Source organism: Pediococcus ethanolidurans, from assembly GCF_001437405.1.
GTDB lineage: Bacteria > Bacillota > Bacilli > Lactobacillales > Lactobacillaceae > Pediococcus > Pediococcus ethanolidurans.
The window spans coordinates 1-21002 of sequence record NZ_JQBY01000031.1 but is presented as its reverse complement, the minus strand read 5'-3'; the positions used below and the strand labels follow the sequence as shown (position 1 = coordinate 21002).

At 35.6% G+C, this 21002-nt stretch carries 21 protein-coding genes and 1 pseudogene; 7 read left to right on the top strand and 15 right to left on the bottom strand.

Annotation, left to right across the window (positions count from 1 at the left end; genetic code table 11):
- The first annotated feature begins 493 nt into the window (after nt 1-493).
- Nucleotides 494-1888 (top strand): aspartate kinase, encoded by a 1395-nt coding sequence (locus IV87_RS09960; RefSeq protein WP_057807861.1) that lies wholly within the window; start codon nt 494-496, stop codon nt 1886-1888.
- Nucleotides 1878-2879: a diaminopimelate epimerase gene (gene dapF, locus IV87_RS09955; protein WP_057807859.1), complete on the top strand. Its 1002-nt coding sequence runs from the start codon at nt 1878-1880 to the stop codon at nt 2877-2879. The genes IV87_RS09960 and dapF overlap by 11 nt, the downstream gene beginning before the upstream one ends.
- A gap of 54 nt (nt 2880-2933) precedes the next feature.
- Here the strand turns inward: dapF and IV87_RS09950 are convergent, their stop codons facing one another.
- From IV87_RS09950 to IV87_RS09940, 3 genes are all read right to left on the bottom strand, one after another.
- Nucleotides 2934-4484, bottom strand: a complete 1551-nt coding sequence (locus IV87_RS09950; protein ID WP_057807857.1) for an amino acid permease — start codon at nt 4482-4484, stop codon at nt 2934-2936.
- A 73-nt stretch (nt 4485-4557) separates the two neighbouring features.
- Nucleotides 4558-5073: a DUF4811 domain-containing protein gene (locus IV87_RS09945; RefSeq protein ID WP_057807855.1), complete on the bottom strand. Its 516-nt coding sequence runs from the start codon at nt 5071-5073 to the stop codon at nt 4558-4560.
- A 1-nt stretch (nt 5074) separates the two neighbouring features.
- Complete coding sequence (locus IV87_RS09940) at nt 5075-6541, bottom strand: MDR family MFS transporter (protein WP_057807853.1); 1467 nt, start codon at nt 6539-6541, stop codon at nt 5075-5077.
- Nucleotides 6542-6968: 427 nt separating this feature from the next.
- Here IV87_RS09940 and IV87_RS09935 point away from each other — a divergent pair, with 427 nt between their 5' ends.
- On the top strand, nt 6969-8378 hold the full coding sequence (locus tag IV87_RS09935; RefSeq protein WP_057807851.1) for a L,D-transpeptidase: 1410 nt from the start codon (nt 6969-6971) through the stop codon (nt 8376-8378).
- Between the two features lie 164 nt (nt 8379-8542).
- Here the strand turns inward: IV87_RS09935 and IV87_RS09930 are convergent, their stop codons facing one another.
- From IV87_RS09930 to IV87_RS09900, 7 genes and pseudogenes are all read right to left on the bottom strand, one after another.
- Complete coding sequence (locus IV87_RS09930; protein ID WP_057807849.1) at nt 8543-8926, bottom strand: GNAT family N-acetyltransferase; 384 nt, start codon at nt 8924-8926, stop codon at nt 8543-8545.
- Nucleotides 8927-8959: 33 nt separating this feature from the next.
- Nucleotides 8960-9808 (bottom strand): DUF2785 domain-containing protein, encoded by an 849-nt coding sequence (locus tag IV87_RS09925; protein ID WP_057807847.1) that lies wholly within the window; start codon nt 9806-9808, stop codon nt 8960-8962.
- Complete coding sequence (locus IV87_RS09920; RefSeq protein WP_057807846.1) at nt 9798-10229, bottom strand: ASCH domain-containing protein; 432 nt, start codon at nt 10227-10229, stop codon at nt 9798-9800. The genes IV87_RS09925 and IV87_RS09920 overlap by 11 nt, the downstream gene beginning before the upstream one ends.
- 18 nt (nt 10230-10247) lie before the next feature.
- Entirely contained in the window at nt 10248-11444 is a 1197-nt protein-coding gene (locus IV87_RS09915) for a S41 family peptidase (protein ID WP_057807844.1), read from the bottom strand.
- Nucleotides 11445-11785: 341 nt separating this feature from the next.
- The gene (locus tag IV87_RS09910) at nt 11786-12799 is read right to left on the bottom strand and encodes an NADP-dependent oxidoreductase (protein ID WP_057807843.1); all 1014 of its coding nucleotides are present in this window, start codon (nt 12797-12799) and stop codon (nt 11786-11788) included.
- Between the two features lie 82 nt (nt 12800-12881).
- A pseudogene (locus tag IV87_RS09905) lies at nt 12882-13076 on the bottom strand (ArsR/SmtB family transcription factor); the annotation flags it as partial.
- Between the two features lie 182 nt (nt 13077-13258).
- Entirely contained in the window at nt 13259-13450 is a 192-nt protein-coding gene (locus tag IV87_RS09900; RefSeq protein WP_057807841.1) for an RNA polymerase sigma factor, read from the bottom strand.
- Between the two features lie 390 nt (nt 13451-13840).
- Between IV87_RS09900 and IV87_RS09895 the strand changes: the two genes are divergently transcribed.
- The gene (locus tag IV87_RS09895; RefSeq protein ID WP_057807839.1) at nt 13841-14665 is read left to right on the top strand and encodes a helix-turn-helix transcriptional regulator; all 825 of its coding nucleotides are present in this window, start codon (nt 13841-13843) and stop codon (nt 14663-14665) included.
- Nucleotides 14666-14743: 78 nt separating this feature from the next.
- Here IV87_RS09895 and IV87_RS09890 read toward each other — a convergent pair whose 3' ends face one another.
- From IV87_RS09890 to IV87_RS09875, 4 genes are all read right to left on the bottom strand, one after another.
- Nucleotides 14744-15076 carry a helix-turn-helix domain-containing protein gene (locus IV87_RS09890; protein ID WP_057807836.1) on the bottom strand — a complete coding sequence of 111 codons (333 nt, stop codon included), beginning with the start codon at nt 15074-15076 and terminating at the stop codon, nt 14744-14746.
- A gap of 302 nt (nt 15077-15378) precedes the next feature.
- A complete protein-coding gene (locus IV87_RS09885) occupies nt 15379-15558 on the bottom strand; it encodes a hypothetical protein (protein ID WP_057807834.1) in 180 nt (59 codons plus the stop codon).
- Between the two features lie 26 nt (nt 15559-15584).
- Nucleotides 15585-15863 carry a hypothetical protein gene (locus IV87_RS11390; RefSeq protein WP_420806646.1) on the bottom strand — a complete coding sequence of 93 codons (279 nt, stop codon included), beginning with the start codon at nt 15861-15863 and terminating at the stop codon, nt 15585-15587.
- Nucleotides 15788-16276: a hypothetical protein gene (locus IV87_RS09875; protein WP_057807830.1), complete on the bottom strand. Its 489-nt coding sequence runs from the start codon at nt 16274-16276 to the stop codon at nt 15788-15790. The genes IV87_RS11390 and IV87_RS09875 overlap by 76 nt, the downstream gene beginning before the upstream one ends.
- A 689-nt stretch (nt 16277-16965) precedes the next feature.
- Between IV87_RS09875 and IV87_RS09870 the strand changes: the two genes are divergently transcribed.
- The 3 genes from IV87_RS09870 to IV87_RS09860 are packed head-to-tail and all read left to right on the top strand — an operon-like array spanning nt 16966 to nt 19450.
- Nucleotides 16966-17892 carry an ATP-binding cassette domain-containing protein gene (locus IV87_RS09870; protein WP_057807829.1) on the top strand — a complete coding sequence of 309 codons (927 nt, stop codon included), beginning with the start codon at nt 16966-16968 and terminating at the stop codon, nt 17890-17892.
- Entirely contained in the window at nt 17885-18661 is a 777-nt protein-coding gene (locus tag IV87_RS09865) for an ABC-2 family transporter permease (protein ID WP_057807827.1), read from the top strand. The genes IV87_RS09870 and IV87_RS09865 overlap by 8 nt, the downstream gene beginning before the upstream one ends.
- Nucleotides 18662-18679: 18 nt before the next feature.
- Nucleotides 18680-19450 (top strand): ABC-2 family transporter permease, encoded by a 771-nt coding sequence (locus tag IV87_RS09860; protein ID WP_057807825.1) that lies wholly within the window; start codon nt 18680-18682, stop codon nt 19448-19450.
- A gap of 14 nt (nt 19451-19464) precedes the next feature.
- On the opposite strand, the gene IV87_RS09855 is transcribed toward IV87_RS09860, so the two are convergent.
- Complete coding sequence (locus IV87_RS09855; protein ID WP_236698994.1) at nt 19465-20889, bottom strand: PstS family phosphate ABC transporter substrate-binding protein; 1425 nt, start codon at nt 20887-20889, stop codon at nt 19465-19467.
- Between the last annotated feature and the right edge of the window lie 113 nt (nt 20890-21002).

Sequence of the window (21002 nt, the reverse complement as noted above, 5' to 3'; positions counted from 1 at the left end):
CACCACTAATGTTAGTCCGTTTATCTAAGCGGAGCCCGCTAAGATAAATGACACTACTGAGCCCATTTGCTTCCAGACTAAGTCTAATCTTCGTATCTTTGTAATCAACACATCGATATAAAAGTTGTGACATCAATATTACTGGGCACTATTTGACATCAAACGTTCTTAGTCCGGAGGCGATTGGTCTCAGGGGTGAAATTATTCTTAGTAAGTTATTACTTAGAATAAGGTCGAGTTTGAAGACAAGTGTTCTTCTTGGCTTCAAATCGTACCCAACCCGTTCCAGACCGGGTAAGCCGCAGGACGGCAGTTAAACTATTTTTTTAGGCAAAGTCGTTTAACCTCAATTACTGAAGTGATTTTGATACTTTCAACCTTTGATAATAAAATAATTTAGTTGCTATTAAAAAATAAAATGCTAAAATTCAAAATAACTAATCAAATTCTAATAAAACAGAATTTTTTAAAACTGGAAAGGACTTTTTTAAACATGAAGGTTGTTAAATTCGGTGGTACCTCATTAGCAGATGGCGCCCATTTTCAAAAGGTAATCTCAATCATTACAGCCGATCCCACTCGCCAAGTTGTGGTTGTTTCCGCGCCTGGCAAACGGTTTGCTGAGGACACCAAGGTTACTGATTTATTAATTGAATACGCACTAACCGTGATAAAACATCAAAATACTGCAGCAATTATTCAAAAAATTGGTCAACGTTACAAAGATATTGGTAATTTTTTCGATTTACCAACTAGACCAATTGAAAAAATTATTAAAAAATTACAGTCGCTTCCTTTTGAATATTACCCCAGCAATTCTTATTTGATGGCAGCATTTAAGGCACACGGTGAACGTCTAAATGCTATGTTACTAACCAGTGTGCTTAAGCATCTTGGTATTGCCGCACGTTTTTTGGATCCTTTTGAAGCAGGAATTATTGTTAGTGACGATCCCAGTAATGCCTCCGTGTTACCGGAAACTTACAAGAATTTGGCTCATTTACAATTTGGTAGTGAAAAATTAATCTTCCCAGGTTTCTTTGGTTTCACCCCTAATGGTCAAATTGCCACCTTCTCTCGTGGGGGGTCCGACATTACGGGCGCAATTGTAGCTCGTGGGTTAAACGCACAGTTATATGAAAATTTCACGGATGTGAATGCCATTTATGCGGCAGATCCACGGATTATCAATCATCCCCATGCCATCAAAAAAATGACCTATCGTGAAATGCGCGAACTTTCTTATGCTGGTTTTTCGGTTTTTCATGATGAAGCTATTATTCCAGCTATTGAAGGTCAAGTTCCGATTAACGTTAAAAACACTAACCATCCTGATTTGCCAGGCACATTAATCGTACCGGAAAAGGGATTCAAGCCTCACAGTACGATTACTGGTGTAGCCAGTTCCGATCATTTTGCCGCGTTATATTTGCATCGCTATTTGTTAAATAAAGAAGTGGGTTTTACGCTGAAACTATTACAGATATTATATAAATATGATGTTTCTTATGAACATATGCCTTCCGGAATTGACGATCTAACCATAATCTTTGACAAAAATCAGCTAAACAGCGAAACTATTCATGAAATGTGTCATGATATTCAAAACACCTTAAAACCTGACCAACTCAATTGGATTGATGATTACGCAATTATCATGGTGGTTGGTGAGGGAATGCGTTCTAAAATTGGCACCATTGAAAACATTCTACGTCCCCTTGCCGAAAACGAAATTGGGGTTCATATGATTAATCAGGGCGCTTCAAGAATCTCAATCATGTTAGGCACCAAACAAGCTGATGCAAAAAAAGCCGTTAAACAAATTTACCAACAATTTTTTGAACCTAAAGCCAAGATAAACGAAGGGAGCACTATCTATGCAGATTGACAAAGTTCACGGATCCGAAAATCATTTTTTTTTACTCGATCAAACCCAACTTCAAACTAAGTTATCTGATCAAGAACTGATTAATTTCACTACCAAAATCACTGATCCCAAAACAGGCCTACTGCAAGGTGCGGATGGCGTGCTAGTTGTTGATGAACCAACTCACCAGGATGCTTTGGCACAAATGCGTGTCATCAATGCGGATGGCAGTGAAGCCTCTATGTGTGGTAATGGCTTACGGACTGTTTCCCGTTATTTAGCCAAGAAATTTCAAGTAGACCAATTTAAGGTTCAAACTCTTAATGCCGATCTAAAAGTAAGTAAAGCTGCTGATTTTGCACCTAATGTTCCAGCATTCAGCGTTGAAATTTCGCCAGTTTCATTTGCGGCTGAAAGCCTTCCGTTTCATAATCCTGAGCATCAACAATTAGTTAACGAAACTTGGCCAGAATTATTACCAGAGTTGAAATTCACAGCAGTTGCCGTTCCTAATCCTCATTTAATAAGCTTTGTTTCGGCAGATGAATTGGCCTCAAGTGACTTGGGTACTTTGGGTAAACGGCTCAATCAACCTAACCCTTACTTTCCTGATGGCGTAAACGTCAGTTTTGCTCAAATTCTGGGACAAAATGAATTATTTGTTCGTACATTTGAACGCGGAGTTGGTTTCACAAATGCCTGTGGTACCGGCATGTCCGCTACAAGTTTAGCGTTTGCCCTTACTCATCCAGATAAAGGTCAATTTGATCAGGAAATTACCGTTTATAATCCTGGTGGAATGGTCAAAACTAACGTTCATAAAAATGATACAAATTACGATATCGATTTAATTGGTAACGCAACTGTGACTCATCATCTTGAAATTTCCGAGGCAGACTTGCATGCTGCTAAGCTAAACGATGTCAAGATTACTCAAACTGACGAGGAAACAAGTTATTTACAGTTTGTTGATCAGTTACCCAAAATTAATGATATTTCGGTAAAAATGTAAACAAAAGAAGTGCACTTAACAAAACTCTCATTTTGTCAGGTGCACTTCTTTTAATTACCCTTTTTTTACATCTCGGACTAACTTTTCCTCTTCTTGATCAATATCTCGTTCTATATGTTTTAAAATATGTTCATTACGTCCCTGCGGTAAAATCACTTTATTAATTTCGTTTGAATGACGATGCCGAATTGTAAAGTTGTAATGGCGCTGCTTTTGATGACGGATGCCAAATTCATAAAGTAATTCAGTCAACCCAATGATGACTAAAAAGAAACTGATCATCAACGTTGTGTATAGCGCTGGTTTAATTGATTTGATAGTTGCCGTAGGAATAAACGTTGATCCCAAAACAGCAATTGAAGAAACCAATCCCAAGAATGCGACCACAAAACGCATGAGTTTACCACCAGGGATTCGAAATCCTCGTTTAGCTGACGAATTAGTTTCGTGAAGATAGGCAATAAAAATTAAAATGTAGGTCACAATGTACAGCATGACTGTCAGTGCCATTGCCATTTGATAAGCATCGTTATTACCGCCAAGGATAACCGTTAAAAATCCACTAATTAAAGTTACCACAACTCCTTGGACAATAATTAAACGTACCGGCACGTCATCATGATTAACACGCATAAAATAGTGCGGTAAAATATCATCCTCCGCAGTCACAAATAACGATTTAACCGGTCCAATGATCCATGAACTGATTTCACCGATCATTCCAAACGCCATCAACAGACCGATAATTCGCACACCCCACTGCATAGTAGGCAGCGTAACTTGAAACATTTGCGCTACCGCCTGAATAACACCTTGATTTAAGGTAAGGTGTCCAAGCGGTACTACCGCAGCAACAGAGAGGCCACCTAAAGAATCAACAAGAATCGCGAATACAACTAACACCAACATGCAAAGCGGATAGTTACGATTAGGATGATCCAGATCATTAATATATGAGGCTGAGGCTTCAATTCCCGTAAACGCTAGGATATAAGGGACAATTGTTCCAATTGAAAAGTTAGTTTTAAGCACATGAAAGTTATCCGTTAAATTAACGTTAAAGCGTACACTACCTGTTTGAATCATATATAAGATCCCCATAATTAACAGGATAATCGAGGGCAGAATGATGCCCACCACAAAACTAATCGTCACTAAGCGATCCGTTTTTTTAACGCCACCCAATTGTAGAAAAGTCATGGTCCAATAGATAATTAAAAAAGCAACCCATTTAAACAACAGATTACTATTTAACGCAGGAAAATTCAACACATACGCCAAAGAACCAATAATGAAATAAATCATTGTAATGAAGTTAACTGTAATTTGTAACCACTGAAAAAAGACGGCCAAAAATCCCCACCGGGTGCCCAAACTCTTTTTGACCCAGGTGAAAACACCGCCCTCTTTATTTCCTTCAATCGTGGCCATTTCTGCTGAGCATAATGCAACAGGTAAGAACCAAAAAACACCTGCTAAAATTAAATATAGCACTGCTAATAGACCAGATTGAGCAAAGGCTGGATATTCATCTGCTGACATCAGCATCGAAGCTGTCAAAGTAAAGAAACCAAATAAACTCAATTGCGAAGTTTTATTTTTCATGATTGCTCCTTAATTAGTTATCTTAGTTCCTATTTTAAGCTATCTTGCTAGGTCTGTCAGTTCAAAAGTTCAGCTAACTTTTTGGGGAAGAATTTAATTTTTGTACCTGCCAACCAGGCATTAATTTGAATTCGTAATGTTGATTCACAAACTGATGATTGGGTACGCCATTACTAAATAATAAGCGCATTTCTTCATTACGATAAACCCGATAAGTTCGTGTGATTTTCAACTGACTAATATTAGATTTATGCGTTAATTTAATTTTATCTGTAGTAGGATTTGTTTTGTATAATTTTTGTTGTAACGGATTAGTTGCATAATAGTATATTCGTTCATCCTTTGTGCCAATCTGTTGATACAGCAAAACGTGTTTTCCTCTGATACTAGACGTTAAGGGAAAAGTTTGCGTTTTGCTGACTGTTTTCATTCCTAAATAAGTATTGTAGTTTAACGTAATTAGCACGACGCTACCAATACTTAAAATTAAACCAACCGTGATCCAGATTATTTTGTTGGTTCCACGTTTCATAAAAATCATACTGCAAGCAAAGAGCAAGGCACCCGCAAATAAAAAAATAACGATCATGTTAGTACCCCTCTCTCTCATCTTTTTTCAAGAAAAACGTTAAAAGAAATCCAATCACTGCAAAGGTAGTCGCAATCAAGAATGCATAACGAAAGCCTAAAACATTAGCATTTAAAGACAGTTTTTTAAATAAAATTGGTGTCGATTGTGCAACTGTGCTCCCGGGCGTATGATTCAAGGTCACACTGGACATAATTGAGACCAAAATGGCAGTTCCCATCGAAGCAAATACCTGTCGCGCGGTATTATTCACAACCGTGCCATCCCCGATTAGATTTAACGGTAGAGCATTCATTCCCGTTGTTGTGACTGGCATCATGACCATCGAAATTCCAAACATACGCACGGTATACAAACAAGCTAGGTAAAACACCGGCGTTTGTGCGGTAATCGGAATAAATGACGCTGTGGTTAGTGACAAAATAAACATGCCAGCAATTGCCATATCACGAGCACCTAGTCGGTCAAAAATTCGGCCTGTAATTGGGTTCATCGCACCCATCATAATGGCACCAGGTAAAAGCGTCAGTCCAGAAGCCAGTGGTGACTCTCCGCGAACAGTTTGCAAATATAATGGTAAAACAAGAGTAAAACCATTCATTGACATAAATGAAACCGAAACTAAAATAGCAGACAACGTAAAATCAGAGTGTTCAAAAACTTTAAATTGTAAAAGTGGATTTTTAATCTTTAAAGATCTAAAGATAAAAATTGCAACCACTAAAACACCGACAATTAAGGTTCCATACACAATTGGATTGGTCCATGAATAAGTTCCCACGGAAGAAAAAGCAAACAGCATCGAACCAAATCCGATCATTGAAAGAACTACTGAAGACCAGTCCACCGGTGCTTTTTTAGTGGGTAATACCTTTCTTAGTGTGAAATAACCAGTAACTAACACAATTAGAGAGATCGGCATGATTGCTAAAAATAGCATTCGCCACGAATAATGAATTAAAATCCAACCAGCAAACGTTGGCCCAATTGCAGGTGCTAGTCCAACTACGATTCCGGCACTCCCCATAGCTGCCCCACGTTTCGCAGGTGGGAAAATTGAAGTCATTATTGTTTGATAAACAGGTGAAGTGATTCCCACTCCGGCAGCCTCAATCAGACGGCCCGCCAAAATTGTCCAAAAGTTTTGCGCAAAATAACAAACAATCGTTCCAACGAAAAAAATGACAATTGCAGATAAGTATAGTTTACGTGAATCAAAACGTTGCAAGAAAAAGCCAGTGATCGGAATGACAATTCCCATCATTAACATAAATCCAGTTGTCAACCACTGGACGGTATTGGCTGAAATACTAAAAGATTTCATCAAAGTTGGAAAAGCTGTGGTTAACATCGTGGAAGTTAAAAACGTACTAAATGTCCCAATTAACAATGTAAAAACTAATAAGAGTCGATTATACGGGCGGCCATTTTGGTCGACGGGTTTATCTTCTGAATTGATACTGTTCATCAAGATGTTCACCTCAATAAATTATTTTAATTATGTACCTATAAAAAAGTCACAAAGATTATTGTATCATATAAATCTCATATATCTCAAAGCACTGCTTACTAAAAATCAGAGTTATAAAAAATTGTTTAATGTTGATTTAATACAGCACCACTAGCATAATAATTGGTGCTCAAAAATAAATGACTAGCTAAAGAAGAATAAATAGTTGTATTTTTGGCAAAAAAGAATGTATGATTGTTACAGATAAGTTACAAATTTTTATTAATTTAACAGATTTCCGATTGACATAGGTTAGTCATCCTTTATAATTTAGGCGTTCTGACTATCTGAGTTGTAAATCCGACCTCTTAAACAGAGATCCTTTTTGCATTATTGGGACCAGATTTTGTAACAACCTATCTACATATTATGAGGAGGAAAAAAATTGACTAAAAATAATCACTGGTTAAGATGGGTATTAATTGGTTTGGGGATCTTAATCGTTGGCGGTGGTTTGTTTGCATGGCAATATGGTCAAACCCACTTTGCTCCTAAAACAACGATCGACGGAAAAAGTGTGGCTGGGCTAACCGCTAATCAAGCTACTCAAAAGTTAGCTGCATCTTCCTCCACGATAACTAATCGCGTTTACCTAAATGGCAAACTATTAGTAACTGGAAAATCACAAACAGTATCAAGTGTCACAAAAACACAAGTTAAAGACGCGTTAAAAAAGCACCATGGCTTATTTGCTTCATCAAGTAAATCCAGTGCGGTCGCTTTAACAAATTCTGATAAGGTTGTGACTTATCGAAATAACACCCTAAAAAAGCAGGTTACTCAAGCTCTAAAAACTTATAACAAGACTGCAACTGCTGCTCATCCAACTTATTATTATTTAAAAAATGGCAGTATAAAAACACAAGCGGCTGCTAAGGGCAACCAAGTGACTGTAACCAAGGCCCTGGCTAGCTATGATAATCAAGTTAAACAATTAAAGGATATTAAACTAAAAACTAGTTCATCTACAGCAACACAATCTGAAACAGCGGCTGCTAAAGCAGTTAAACAGAACTTAAAAGACAGTTTGACCAAGACGTTGATTTACCACGTTGGCGGTAAAAATTATACGCTAAAAGGTTCCGATTATATTGTGAATACCCAACCGGGAAAAACACCAACTGTTGATTTAACCGCATTAGAGGCTAAATTAACTAAAATTAACGATTCTGATAGCACTCAGGGAAAATCATTTAGTGTCAAACTCTTGAATAGCGGTAAAACAATTACGACCAATAATACAACTGCTTCAAACTATGGCTGGTCACTAAACGTCAAATCAGAAGCTAAAATGTTAGCTGATAAGTTCATTAATGCTAGTGTTAAATCAAATACTAAAGTTGATATGAAGAATTATTCTGGTCAAAATATTAGTTATAATCGCAGCAGTGCCATTGGTTCTACCCGGGTTGAAATTAACTTGTCTACCCTTCATGAATACATTTATGTAAATGGAAAATTAAAGGAAAACATTCCTGTGATGAGTGGGACTTTAAGCGGGAGTGATAAAACTCCTACCGGCCTGTTCCACATTTTGTACAAACAAAGTCCTTCTACTTTAACTGGTAAAAATGATAACGGCTCTGCTTATGCCAGCAAGGTTAGTTATTGGGAACCATTAACCGAAGATGGTGTCGGCATGCATGATAGTTCTTGGCAACCGTCAAAGGTTTATGGCAATACAAGTTATCGAAGTACGTATCATTCTCATGGGTGTTTAAATAATCCACCAAGCAAGATGAAATCTGTTTGGGAAAACACTTCTACAACGGAACCAGTTATCATTTATAAATAAGCTTAAACTAAAAGGTGTTGAGAAATTATTCTCACACCTTTTTTGTATGATCATTTTTAGCTAGATCGGTTTAGTAAAACGAATCAATCGAACTGTTTGATCATCAATCTGAACTTGTTTTGAATCATTTTCACTCAACTCATATTTTTCGTAAAATTTTTTGCTCAGATATTTTCTGCCAACGCCCATAAATAAACACGTGTATAGCCTTGCTTTTTTAATTGTTTAAAATCATTTGCCAACAAAATTGATCCGTAACCCTGTCGAAAACAAGCTGGATCAACATAGATTGCCCGAATTTCTCCATATTCTTGCATACTCTGATCTCGCGCGGCAATGATAGTAGAGACTCCCAGATATTTATCACCATCAACGAGAATCCAGTTTTCTTGAGGGTTACTTTTTAATCGTTTAGTCCACTGGTCGGCCGTCAGGTTATCTAAGTAGGTTTTAGAAAGCATCCCTGAATAAGCTACTTTAAAACTTTTTAAGAACAGGTTCCCCAATGCCGTAAAATCATCTCGGCTTGTTAGTTGTCTGATTTTCAATGATACGCACCTCGCATCCTTATATGATTCAAATCAAATAAAGCCATTTTGTAAGTAATACTGTTCAAGTATGTTTTCAATATAACTTGCAAACACCTGATCATCCAGTTTCTTTGCCTTTATTTTAAAATACACTGACTTTAAAAACACGTGCCAAGTGTGCATGCGAGGCAGAAACAAGGGATCTCTAAAGCTAAGTTTCGCATTTCTTTGATCTATTTTATCTGCCCATTCAACCAATTGATTTCCTGTAAGCCACTCATTTTCAAGCATTGCGACAATACAATTATCAAACCGTGATTCTTCATCTGCCACAAACACTGTCTTAACATTTAAAATGATCGTTTGCAGTGACTTCAGTGCATCGTGCACTCTTGTTTTTCCAAATTGAGGATGATTAGCAGCCTGATCCAAAAAATCTCCGCCATGAGCAGGTGCATGAGCCCATCCCTTATCTATAACAAAACCTCGATAATCACGCTCCTTTTGTAAATATAGAACCGCGTCATCAAGTAACTGTTTTCGTTGCAACGCCGATAAAAATCCTTGATAGTTTTCTTTTGTGTCCACGTCAAGAAAAATACAGTACAGCAATGCCGTGAAGGTTCGCGTAAATACTAAATCATTTGGTTCTGATGCCTCAATTCCTTCAAAAAGACGATCGTGCTTTAGTGTCTTATTAACAATAAGTTTAGCTTTCTCGCGTGTAAGACAGCCTCCGTTTTCCAAAAATAAACGACAGAAAAGAATATAAATGGTTTCATCGCGCAATTTTGGATCAGGATCACCAATATGAGCTAACATAAAATCAAAATCCTCATTCGTTAGATCGAGCGTCTTTTCATGAACCATATTCTCTAATTTGGTTACTTCATTTATCATTTTCCGCCTCAATTTCTTTACTTAATTCTGCAGGAATATTCCATACTCGTAAATGACCTTTACATTCAACCGGGACCGCCAAAGTTTGTACATTTCTTAGAATCCAGGCATACCTCCCCAACTCATAAACACCAGTTTGAAACTCAAAGTTGTTTTGTTTCACTTTCTGAATGAAATCACTAGTCATTTCACAGCAATCAATTAATTCACATCTTGCCAAAATAAAACCCGGGTGGCTACTTGGAATATCAGTAGGCGAAACTAATCTCCGCTGTTCGTGCAACCAATTCTTATCGACATGCCTTCCTGCATGAATATATAAAGTCCCTCGATATGACGTTTTCCAGGTACGCGTTTCAATTCGTTTTTTACCAAAACTAATTAACGAGGCCCATGGTTCAGAAATTGTGATTGCTTTCATAACTGTCATCTCTTAAAGTTAATTTTTCGAATATTGTTGAATTAGATTCAATATATATTTTAAATCTGTATCTTCAAAAATCATTTTTGGTGTCCATGGTAAATAAACATCTGGCGAAAAACCTATTCCATTTGTCCCACGATGATCATTAATAAGTCTTAATCTAATAACTGGATAATTCACAGTGAAATCTGAATAGCATTGTGACGTTACATCACCATAATCAACCACGCCTGCAGTATTACGACCAACCACCGTGGTTTTGGCAAAGGTTTTTGCTAACATAATAAAATTATCAGCCGCAGAGCCTGCCAAATAATCACTCAAAATATAAATATGTTTTAAATGTCCCTTTGGTTTTAAAATGTAAGGTTTGGAATTATTTTCCGATGCATTTTTTGCAGTTTGAGCATTTTTCCAAATTTTAGTTTGTTCTTCATAAAGTTCTTTCATATAGTTTGATGGATTCTTACTTTTTTGTGAGGATAAGTTAGCCAACCAATTGACTTTGTTTCGCTTGGTCCACCAAATTTCATAAAAATAGTCTTTTGGATAGTGTTTCAATAAATCTGTTGATTGATTAACAAAATATTCAAGAAGTGGTCGATAAGACTGATCGTCACCACCGTGATTAACACGAACATCAATTATTAAATAGTTTAGGTTATTTAAACACCGCGTACTTTTTGAAATCAACCTTTCGATATCATCTGGATCAAAAAAATCCGTTAATTTCATATAGCCAATCGTTTCGGATAAGTTTTTAAAAGAATGCTCTGGATGATAATGATTGATATATTTTTTTAACTCAATTTCTTGAATTTTTGTGGTCGTCTTTATCTTAATTTTCTTAGCTCGTTTAAAAATAAAATTCCAATTCTGACGTTCCACAACTGGATCCAATTGCTTTTGATACTTTCTAGCTAACTCACCTATTTTGTGATCATCAATGGCAATAACTTCATCTCCAAGTTGTAATCTTGTTTCATTTTTAATTGAAGTTACAAATAATCCGTTTGAACACCGACGGCAATCAAACCCTAATGAACTCACTCTATTTTTGTCAGTCACACTAAGATGTCCATCGTGAAAACTTCGTAAATAAGCTTCTACTAAAAATTGAAAATTAAATTCTTTCGAAGCCTGTTGAATGCTTTGAAAATACGGTCTTGAATTTACCCGTATATCTTGTGACCCCGCATAATCATGTTCCATTAAATCAACAATATCTTGAAAAGTTTTTAAGTTATTCGTATTTACACCTTTTTCCTAACTATCACTTAGTTTTTTAATTTAAGGTCTAGTAGTCTAGATTGAATTTCAGATTTGTAACTATATTGTTTAAATTGATCTGATTATAATTTGTGATGTAATTCTTGTACCGGGAAATTTAGCCGAGTTGACAATTCTGCATTTTTAGTTTTAATAGTTTGTTTTCACACACCACTTTAATCTCATATTAATTTGATTTTAACACTTGCTGTTTTCAAAAAATAGATCTCATTAGACAAAAAAATACGAGAAATCATTATTTTTCTCGCATACTATCAGCTTTTCTATTCACTAACTTTAATAATAATTTTCCCCTGAGCATGCCCTTTCTCTGAATAATTCAAGGCTTTTTGGGCATCTCGTAAAGTGAAAACTTTATCCACAACTGGTTTTATTTTGCCTGCTTCGATCCATTTTGTGAGTTGCTCTAACTCCTTACCGCTGGCCTGCATAAACAAAAAATCATAAGACACTTTAGAACGCCGCTCCAATCGTGAAAGATTAAGCGTAACTAAACCAAAAAGCAGCGTTTTAAACCAACCTAATTTTCTTTCTCGCGCAAACTTTGCGTTAGGTAAGCCTGACAATGAAACAATCGTTCCATGTGGCTTTACAACCTTAAAAGCTTTACGAAGTTGTTGGCCACCAAGTGTATCAAACACCATATCATAGTCTTTTAAAGCAGTCTCAAAATCTTGTTTGTGATAATCGATAATCTGGTCTGTACCTAAAGTACGGACCCACTTTTCATTTTTTGCACTCGTAGTTGTGGCAACATATGCACCTAAAATCTTTGCTAGTTGAATCGCAATCGATCCCACACCGCCAGCGCCTGCTTGAATAAACACTTTTTGATGCGGTTTTAACTTGGCAATATCAATCAACGCTTGATAACTGGTCAGAGCCACTAGCGGAATGGCTGCAGCTTCAACAAAGGTCAAATTTCCTGGTTTCAAGGCAATGTCATTCACATTCACCGCCAAATATTCTGCAAACGTCCCTATTCGGGAATCTCGCGGTCGACCGTACACTTCATCACCAACTTTAAATTTGGTCACTTGCTTACCAACCTTAACGATCACACCAGCAAAATCATGTCCCAGTGTTAAGGGCATTTGATGTTTTACCAGTAGTTTTACTTCCCCATCACGTGTCTTAAAATCAATTGGGTTCACACTTGCAGCTCGAATTGCCACTAACACATCATTTGCACCAATTTTAGGAACAGGTACTTGCTTTGAAACAAGTGCAACATGTCCATACTTTTCTATTTGCATTGCACGCATTGAATTAGCCATTTTTTTCATTCTCCTCTACCAAACGTTCAATAATTGCCGCAGTTTTCTGCATGATAGCAAAATTTTGACTAGGCTAAACCGCATAATAATGCTTGGTACCGTCTTTTCGAATAGAAACTAATTTTGCTTCTTTTAAAATCTTTAAATGATGTGAAACGGCCGGACGGGACAGATGCGTTCGTGTTGTTAATTCACCAACCCGCATGCCATCACACCCAGCTTCTAATAATGAAACTACGATTGATTGTCGATTTTCATCTCCTAGTGCTAGAAAAATGTCCTACGTCTGTACAAAGCCTGCTTTAATTTTTTGAAGTTCTTCTTGTCTACTCATTTTGCGTTCCTCTGTTGAAACATTTAAACCTTTTGAAATTATCTTACCGTGTTTCGTTATGAACCGCCACATTGGGAAAGAAAATCGAGACGAATAAAAAACAATTTATGCATCACCAGTTCTGGTTAATCTTTTTTGCGCTTGAAATAAATATTTGCAAACACATTCTGCGTCAAATCTTGTGCATAATAATGATCTCTAATAATTTTTGTCACGTAGTTAACGGCAGAAAAACGATACTTAACGACTAATTCTTCAAAGGCATTCTGATCATTTTCGCGCACTACCAATTCAAACAGCTTTTCATCGCTTAGCATTATTTTCCCACCTCCCTACACCTATAATACGAAATTAAATCTCTAATTGTTACATAAATAAAAATAATTTCAGAAAAACATTTTTTTGTTTTAAAAAACAGTTATCAATAAAACCCTATTCATATATACTATATAAATAATAAATATTATTATAGTTTCAGATATATAGTTAGTAACCATAAAAGGATAAACCATTTTATGATTTTATTTTTCATCATTCCTTTCACTAGCCGTTGCAGACACATTCTATATTGTAAACAATTCATTTACAAAATCACAAAACATTCAATTTTTATGTCATTTTCCTGAAAATATGTGGTACTATTTTGTTATGCACATTTTAGTGTTATTTTATATGCTTCAAACCAATTATTTTGGAGGTAAATGTATATGTTTTATTATGATTATGATCAATTGATTTTTTCGCAGCACAAATTAAACTCTAAAAAGTCCAATTACTTACTACGTTTTTCTTTTTTAGAGTACAATTTAATCTTTAATTTTGAAAAGCAAGACCCTGAACGCGCCGAACGTGAATTAATTAAATTTTTTGATCATCATATGGACCTTATTGAAAATGCTAGTCACGAGGAATTACATCGTAGTTTAATAAACTTAGTGGGTGATTTCACCATGACTGGTTTGGCGAACCATTTTAATGGAACTAATTTTGTGCAATTGCGGGAAATATACTTTGATTGGTTGACTGATGAAGTACCTGAAAATGCTAAAGAGTTCAAAAAAGACATGGAACTAATTTGTAAAGATTTCTTTGAATTGCAATCTTCTGAGAATCAAGTTATATCCATTGATACGGTGCCCAAGCAAGTTTATCAAATCACATACTACATAAATATGCATCTATATGATAAAATGCAGCCTTTTCGAATTGCTGAATATTTAAATCTTTCTTATCAATATGTATCGCGACTATTCACACATACAATGGGATTATCTATTCAAGGCTACATTGATAAACAACGCGTTGAAGAGTCAAAAAAATTACTTTTGCATACCGATTTACCATTGAGTAAAATATCTCGTATGTTGAATTATTACGACTCTAGTAATTTTATTAAGCATTTTAAGAAGTTTGTGGGCACGACTCCTAAGCAATACCGATTGCACAATCAACAGCGTCAATTACTTCTTAAGCAACAAACTGCTGAAAATATTTCCCGAAATAGTTTTACTAATCGAGATTCTCTAGTTTAGCATCCACGCGTTACCGCATACTTGTTTATGAATCAAAAAATTTCGCAGCCAAATAAAAGCTGCGGAATTTTTTAGTTTTTATTTAAACGCCTCTATGATCGTAGGAATCAGCCATCCACCAATCGGAAAAAGTAACCACCAAAAACGGGCGGCAAACTCCCAGAAATTCATGTTGTGACCTTCTTTACGGATTACAATCTTTTTTTGAAGATCGTCATCCCCTTTGATTAAACTATCCAAGGTCACATTAAAAAGTTCACTAATTTGAATCAGACGTTCAATATCTGGATAAGCAGTTCCTAGTTCCCACTTAGAAATAGCTTGTCGACTTACATTGAGTGTATTTGCTAACTCGTCTTGTGTCCATTCACGTCGTTCGCGTTCTTCTTTGATTCGTTGTCCCAGCATCATACGATCACACCCTTTCACACCTTATTTCTATCTTCATTGTATGTGAACGTGACTAAAAAAGCACGATATTAGTCAGAGCATCGTCCGCAACTAATGGTTGCATCCTTGAGGGAACAGCCTTTTGTTTTGATCGTTAAAATAATTAGCTTTTTAAAATTTACAAAGCTTAATTTTTATTCGATGTACATTCAAAGATTCCTAAGCAAATACAAAAAGGTTTTGAAAAAAATATTTAGTCCAAGAGTAAACAAAAAAGGCACATCCACCAAAGTGAACATGCTCTCCAAAATAATAAATAAGTTTTATACTTTTGATAATCTTTGTACGGCATCCTTAACTGCCGGATTACTTAAGATCTTTTCTGTTGTCTTTTCGATTTTTTGATCAGTATCAAAGGAATGTTCTATAAACTTTTTTGCATCTGCTTTAATAACCTGATCAAAACTTATCGGTTCTTTCACATTAAAAGCTGGCATATCCATAATTACATTCCTCCTTGAGTGTTATTTTACTCTTTGTCATTATTATAATCAATTTTAATATTTATATCAAAATTATTACCGTTTAATACAGAACTCATATTTTCATAACCTAACGATACATGTTTTGAAATATATCGTTCTATTTGGTTAATGCTTAATTGTTTATTTGCAGCTTGAACCGAAATGTTGTACATTTCATTTCCATCATGAACATCAAAAGAATAGAAGTTTATTCCCAAAAAATAAATTGCCGCAAGTAATGCTGTGCGTTTATTACCATTTTGAAAAACCTGATTAGTTGCAATCTTATACCATAAAGCAGCAGCCTTATTAGTAATAGTTGGATAGAGTTCTTTATCTCCAACCCCCCAATAATACTCTTATTTATACGATCCAGGCCGTCATAATCTTTAAGACCATAAATGGTTTCTTCCCGAAACATTTTTTCTGCCATTTGATTGATAATTTTATAAATTTTAACTGTCAATAAACTCGGGTTGATAACTCCCACTGAGAAGTATCCCACATTTTCTTTTTTAACATTTACGTCCAGAGCATACGTTTTTGGCAATTGAGAAATACATCTCATCTGTAAATATTGATCATTTTTTGAAACATATTTCAAATTATCCTTTGCAAACATCCTTTTAAACTGATTTATTTGTCTTCTTGAATTACCCGGACAAATTAAATAGCCATCAAATTTATCTTTTTTCATGTTTCATCTCCAAAAAGGTTTATTTTAATATCGGTAATGGTATGCATCTCTGAGATTAAAAGAACATTTAATGCTCTTCAATTCTTTGTTTCATTCATAACACGCTTTGATATATTTTACAATATCTCTTAACTACTTTCTGATAAAGTATCTCAACTAAGTCAAATTTATTTCAATTGTGATCAACTATGATCGACAATATTTTTTTACAAATCAATGCTGTAACACACATTTTTTTAATTAAATTCCACCATTTTAATTAACCACTTACTACTTCACGCCAAGTTCCAGCCACTCCTAGTACCACTTAGTCGCCTTATTATCATACATGAGTTTGGTGAGCATTAGTTTATTTGGTCGCATGATTTTTTTATAAATACCATTCATTCCAAATAGTTTGTAAAATTACAATTTGTCTACTAAGTGGTGATTTTCTCCGTGAATCATTCCTTTGCTCCCCTACTATTAAATTCTTAACTTATGTAACCAAGCCATTCGTTGTGACACTGAAGTACGCTTAATATTACCTAAATTATACCAGTGACACTTTTTTCACGTCTAATTGTTTGAAAGTTGCATTTAACAACATCGACAGAATGGTATTTAAGAAACAATTAATAATTGAATTAACTTCCTGTTAAGAACTACGCACCATACTGAAAGTAAGAAATCAAAGGGAGGTAAATAACATGGAAGACATTCTTAAACTAGATCAAGTGTCCAAGAAATTTGGCCATCAATCTGTCTTAAAAGATATAAATATTACCATTCATCGTGGTGATATTTATGGTCTGATTGGGCGTAATGGTGCTGGGAAAACCACCATTTTAAAAACCATTCTGAAACTTATTCAACCGACATCTGGTCAGATCACTCTGTTTGGCGTGACTGGAGGAACCGCCTACATTCATCAATTGAGCCGAACAGGAAGTATTATTGAATCACCAGTTGCTGTAGACCAGTTGACGGCTAAACAGAACTTAATCTACTACAGCAAGATTCATGGGGTTGTTGACCCTAACGCAGTTAACGAGACTTTAAAATTTGTTGGATTAGATACCACTGGGAAAAAGAAGTTTAAGAACTTTTCCCTCGGAATGAAACAAAAAATGGGACTTGCCATTGCACTTTTAAATAAGCCAGATTTTCTAATTTTGGATGAACCCATAAATGGCCTGGATCCCATTGCCATTGTAGAATTTAGAGAATTACTTTTGAAACTCAATCAAACTCAACAAATGACGATTCTTATCTCCAGCCACATTCTTGAAGAACTTTATCAATTGGCCACACGGTTTGGCATCTTAAATAATGGCATGATTGTTAAAGAAATTACCAAACAAGAATTCGAAGCCCAAAGTCGTCGTTTTATTAAATTAGAAGTCACGGACACTAATGCCGCTACCACAGTTTTACGTCAGATGCACTGCACTAATTTCAAAGTGATTAACGATCACTTAATCAAAATTTACCAACTTGACCTTTCTAACGATGCTATTGTCACCAATCTAGTTAGCAATCATGTCCAACTCGTCAATATTTCTCGTGAAGGCTTGAATCTTGAACAGTACTTTAAGAACTTACTGGACGAACCAGGAGATGAACATCATGTTTAACATGATCAATGGCGACTTTTACAGACTTAAACACTCTCGCGGGTTTTACCTCACGGAAAGTATCTTGGTCATCTTTATTTTGGCAACCGTTTTAACTGGCACTCTAACCAGTGTGTCTGCTCGCCCTTCATCATCCGCCTTTTTTAACTTTCAAATGGCAACTAATGGTTGGGGAAGTTCACAAGCTGTCAAACTAATGACCAGTATGTGTAGCGTTCTCGTCTACTTGACTCTGCCACTTTTGGTCATGACTACTGGCTTCGAGTTTTCAACCGGGTCCTACAAAAATTTATTAAGTAGCGGAATGTCACGGGTAAATTACTTTATATCCAAATATGCTGTTTTTATAGTGGTTGTGTTACTACCATATATTTTGTACTATGGTTTAATTTTTTTCGTGGCTGGCTTTAAATATCATTTTTCGCCTTTAACTGGGACCTTCATTCTCAAAATGGGGCAAACCGTTCTTTTTCAATTGTTATTAACCTTAGGCATCTTTTCCGTAGCCATCTTGACAATGTTTTTAACCTTTTCAATCACAACGGCAGTCATCACAACCATCGTTTGGCAATTTGCCGTGGCAACATTACGGATGATATTCGTACATGCCACTTGGCTCAAATTCTTTGACTTTCAAGGAACTCTTGATACAGCTTATTTTGCCCAATTTTCCACTTTAGACTGGGGGCGTTATCTTTTAACTGCTGGCGGCACAATCGTAATTTGTGGATTACTGACGCTTTATATTTTTAAACACAAGAATTTATAATCATGGGAGATGATTAAAATGTTGAATATGATTCGTGGTGATGCCTACCGATTAAGACATTCAAAAGGTTTTTATATTACAGAATTCTTTCTCATTGCATTAGTGTTAATTGCAGCTTTGACAGAAACTTTAGGCACAATTGGAGTTCAAACAGAAGCATTAGAAACTTTTCGTGATGACAACACAATTTGGAACGCCGTCAAGGCTGTCAAATTAATGACCATAATGGTAAGTTTTCTGATTTACTTAATTCTACCGCTCTTCATTATGACAACCGGTTTCGAATTTTCACGACAGTCTTATAAAAATCTATTAAGTAGTGGTATGACAAGATCAAACTATTTCTTTTCAAAGTATGCTGTCTTTATTGTGATTGTCTTTTTACAGTTTGTACTATATTATGCGGCTGTTTATCTAGGAGCTGGGCTGAAAAACGGTTTTGGAACGTTAACCATTAAATTTGGAGTAAAAATTTCACAAACAATTCTTTTACAATTTTTATTCATGATCGCCATTTTTTCTATATCAATTTTAGTGATTTTCATTACTTTTTCGACCATCACAGCAATAGTTACAACTATTGTTTTTCCAATTCTAATTCAAATTATTCGATCAATTTTCACAAAAACCGACTGGATTAAATACTTTGATTTTCAAAGTGCCATTGATGGTGCATATTTCACTTCAATGTCTGCACATGAACTGACTATGTATTTAACGGTTGCCTGCAGTACCATTATTATTTTAGGATTACTTTCAATCTTTATCTTCAAACGAAAAAATCTGTGAAGTTCCACAGATTTTTATTTCAGTCCCACATATCCTGTTTTGTTGATTAACATTTGTCCATCTTTACTTGTCAGCCATTTCACTATGCGCTGACTATTTTTTGTCTGGTCACGACGACTGATTGCATAAACATTTGCAATAAACGGGTATTTACCATTACGAATATTTTGGGTGGTTGGTGCATAGCCGTTTATTTTAAGTAATTTAACATTTCTATTTTGCTTCATCTGTGTGGTATAAAACCTAAAGGAATAACCAATTGCATTTGTATTATTATTGTAGCCGGCAACATCGTCAATCAAACCGCCCATTCCGTCTTCCTCTTGATATTTCATGGGTGTTGCGAGCTTTTTGCCTTGCATAACTAGGTTCTCCATAGCTGTTTGACTACCAGAATTTTTTGAACGTTGAAACGCCTGAATTAATGTGGGACTTCCACCAATACTCCACCAACTAATTATTTTTCTTTGATAAATAGCCTGTACTTGTTTGACCGAAAGATTAGTCACAGGATTTTTTTGATTGACAAGAAAAACAAATGCTTCACTCCCAATTTTCGTTAATTTGAGTTTCACATGTTTTCTATTTGCTAATTTAATCTGATCACTGGATGGAGCAGCCATAAAAATAACATCCGCTTTTTTATTGATCAAATTGTTAAAAGCCTTGGGCGTTGTGCCAACTTTAATAATCTTGTCAGCCTGCTTGGCATTCAAACCTGAATATAACGTCTGTGCCATCGCCGAATATATCGGATAAGCCGCTGTTGCGCCATCTAAACGTGGATAATGATGCGTTATTTTAAAATTAGATTTTTTATTTAAATGAACCAACTTTTTGCTTTCCCGAAAAGGTCGATATTGATTTAAGTTTAATTCGCTAGAGTTGCTCGTGTATGTATTAACGTAGTATTGGCTGCGAATCACACGTTGGTAAACTGGTACTAAACTAATTATTAAAACAACGATTAACCCCATCGGGTACTTTTTGCGTAGTTTAAAAGATTCTTTCAACGATAATTTGTAACAGCCAATTCCTAGAATTCCTGACCAAAATGTGCCAATGAAAAACCAAGCGAAATTGTTGTATAACGCTAATTCACCGGCAAACAAACTCGTTAAATTGTAGGGCATCGCAAGTAATAATGGATATAAATCGGTAATTTTCAAGTAATCAAAATTAAACATAAACAGTATCACGCTAAAAACACCTAAATAGTACCCTAACGCAATCAAAAGAGCTTTTATTTCTAGCTTGATTTGAACTTCATACTTTTTGTTATAGCGATACCAGTTTAATCCGTTAAGCAAAAGGGCCGGAATCATTGCCCACCACCAGCCGAGGCCAAAAACTCCGACGGATCCAACAATCAACGGTGCAATCACTAGACTTCTAACAAGTAACCAACACAAACTTGTTCGGTTAATTTTTCGTTTCAAAGCTATCCCTCTTCTTAACTTCCGTGAACTTCTTATTTACAAACTATTTTTGGTAAATTGTAAGATGATTGTAAACGACATGTGGATTGAAGTCAATATTTGAGACAGATTTT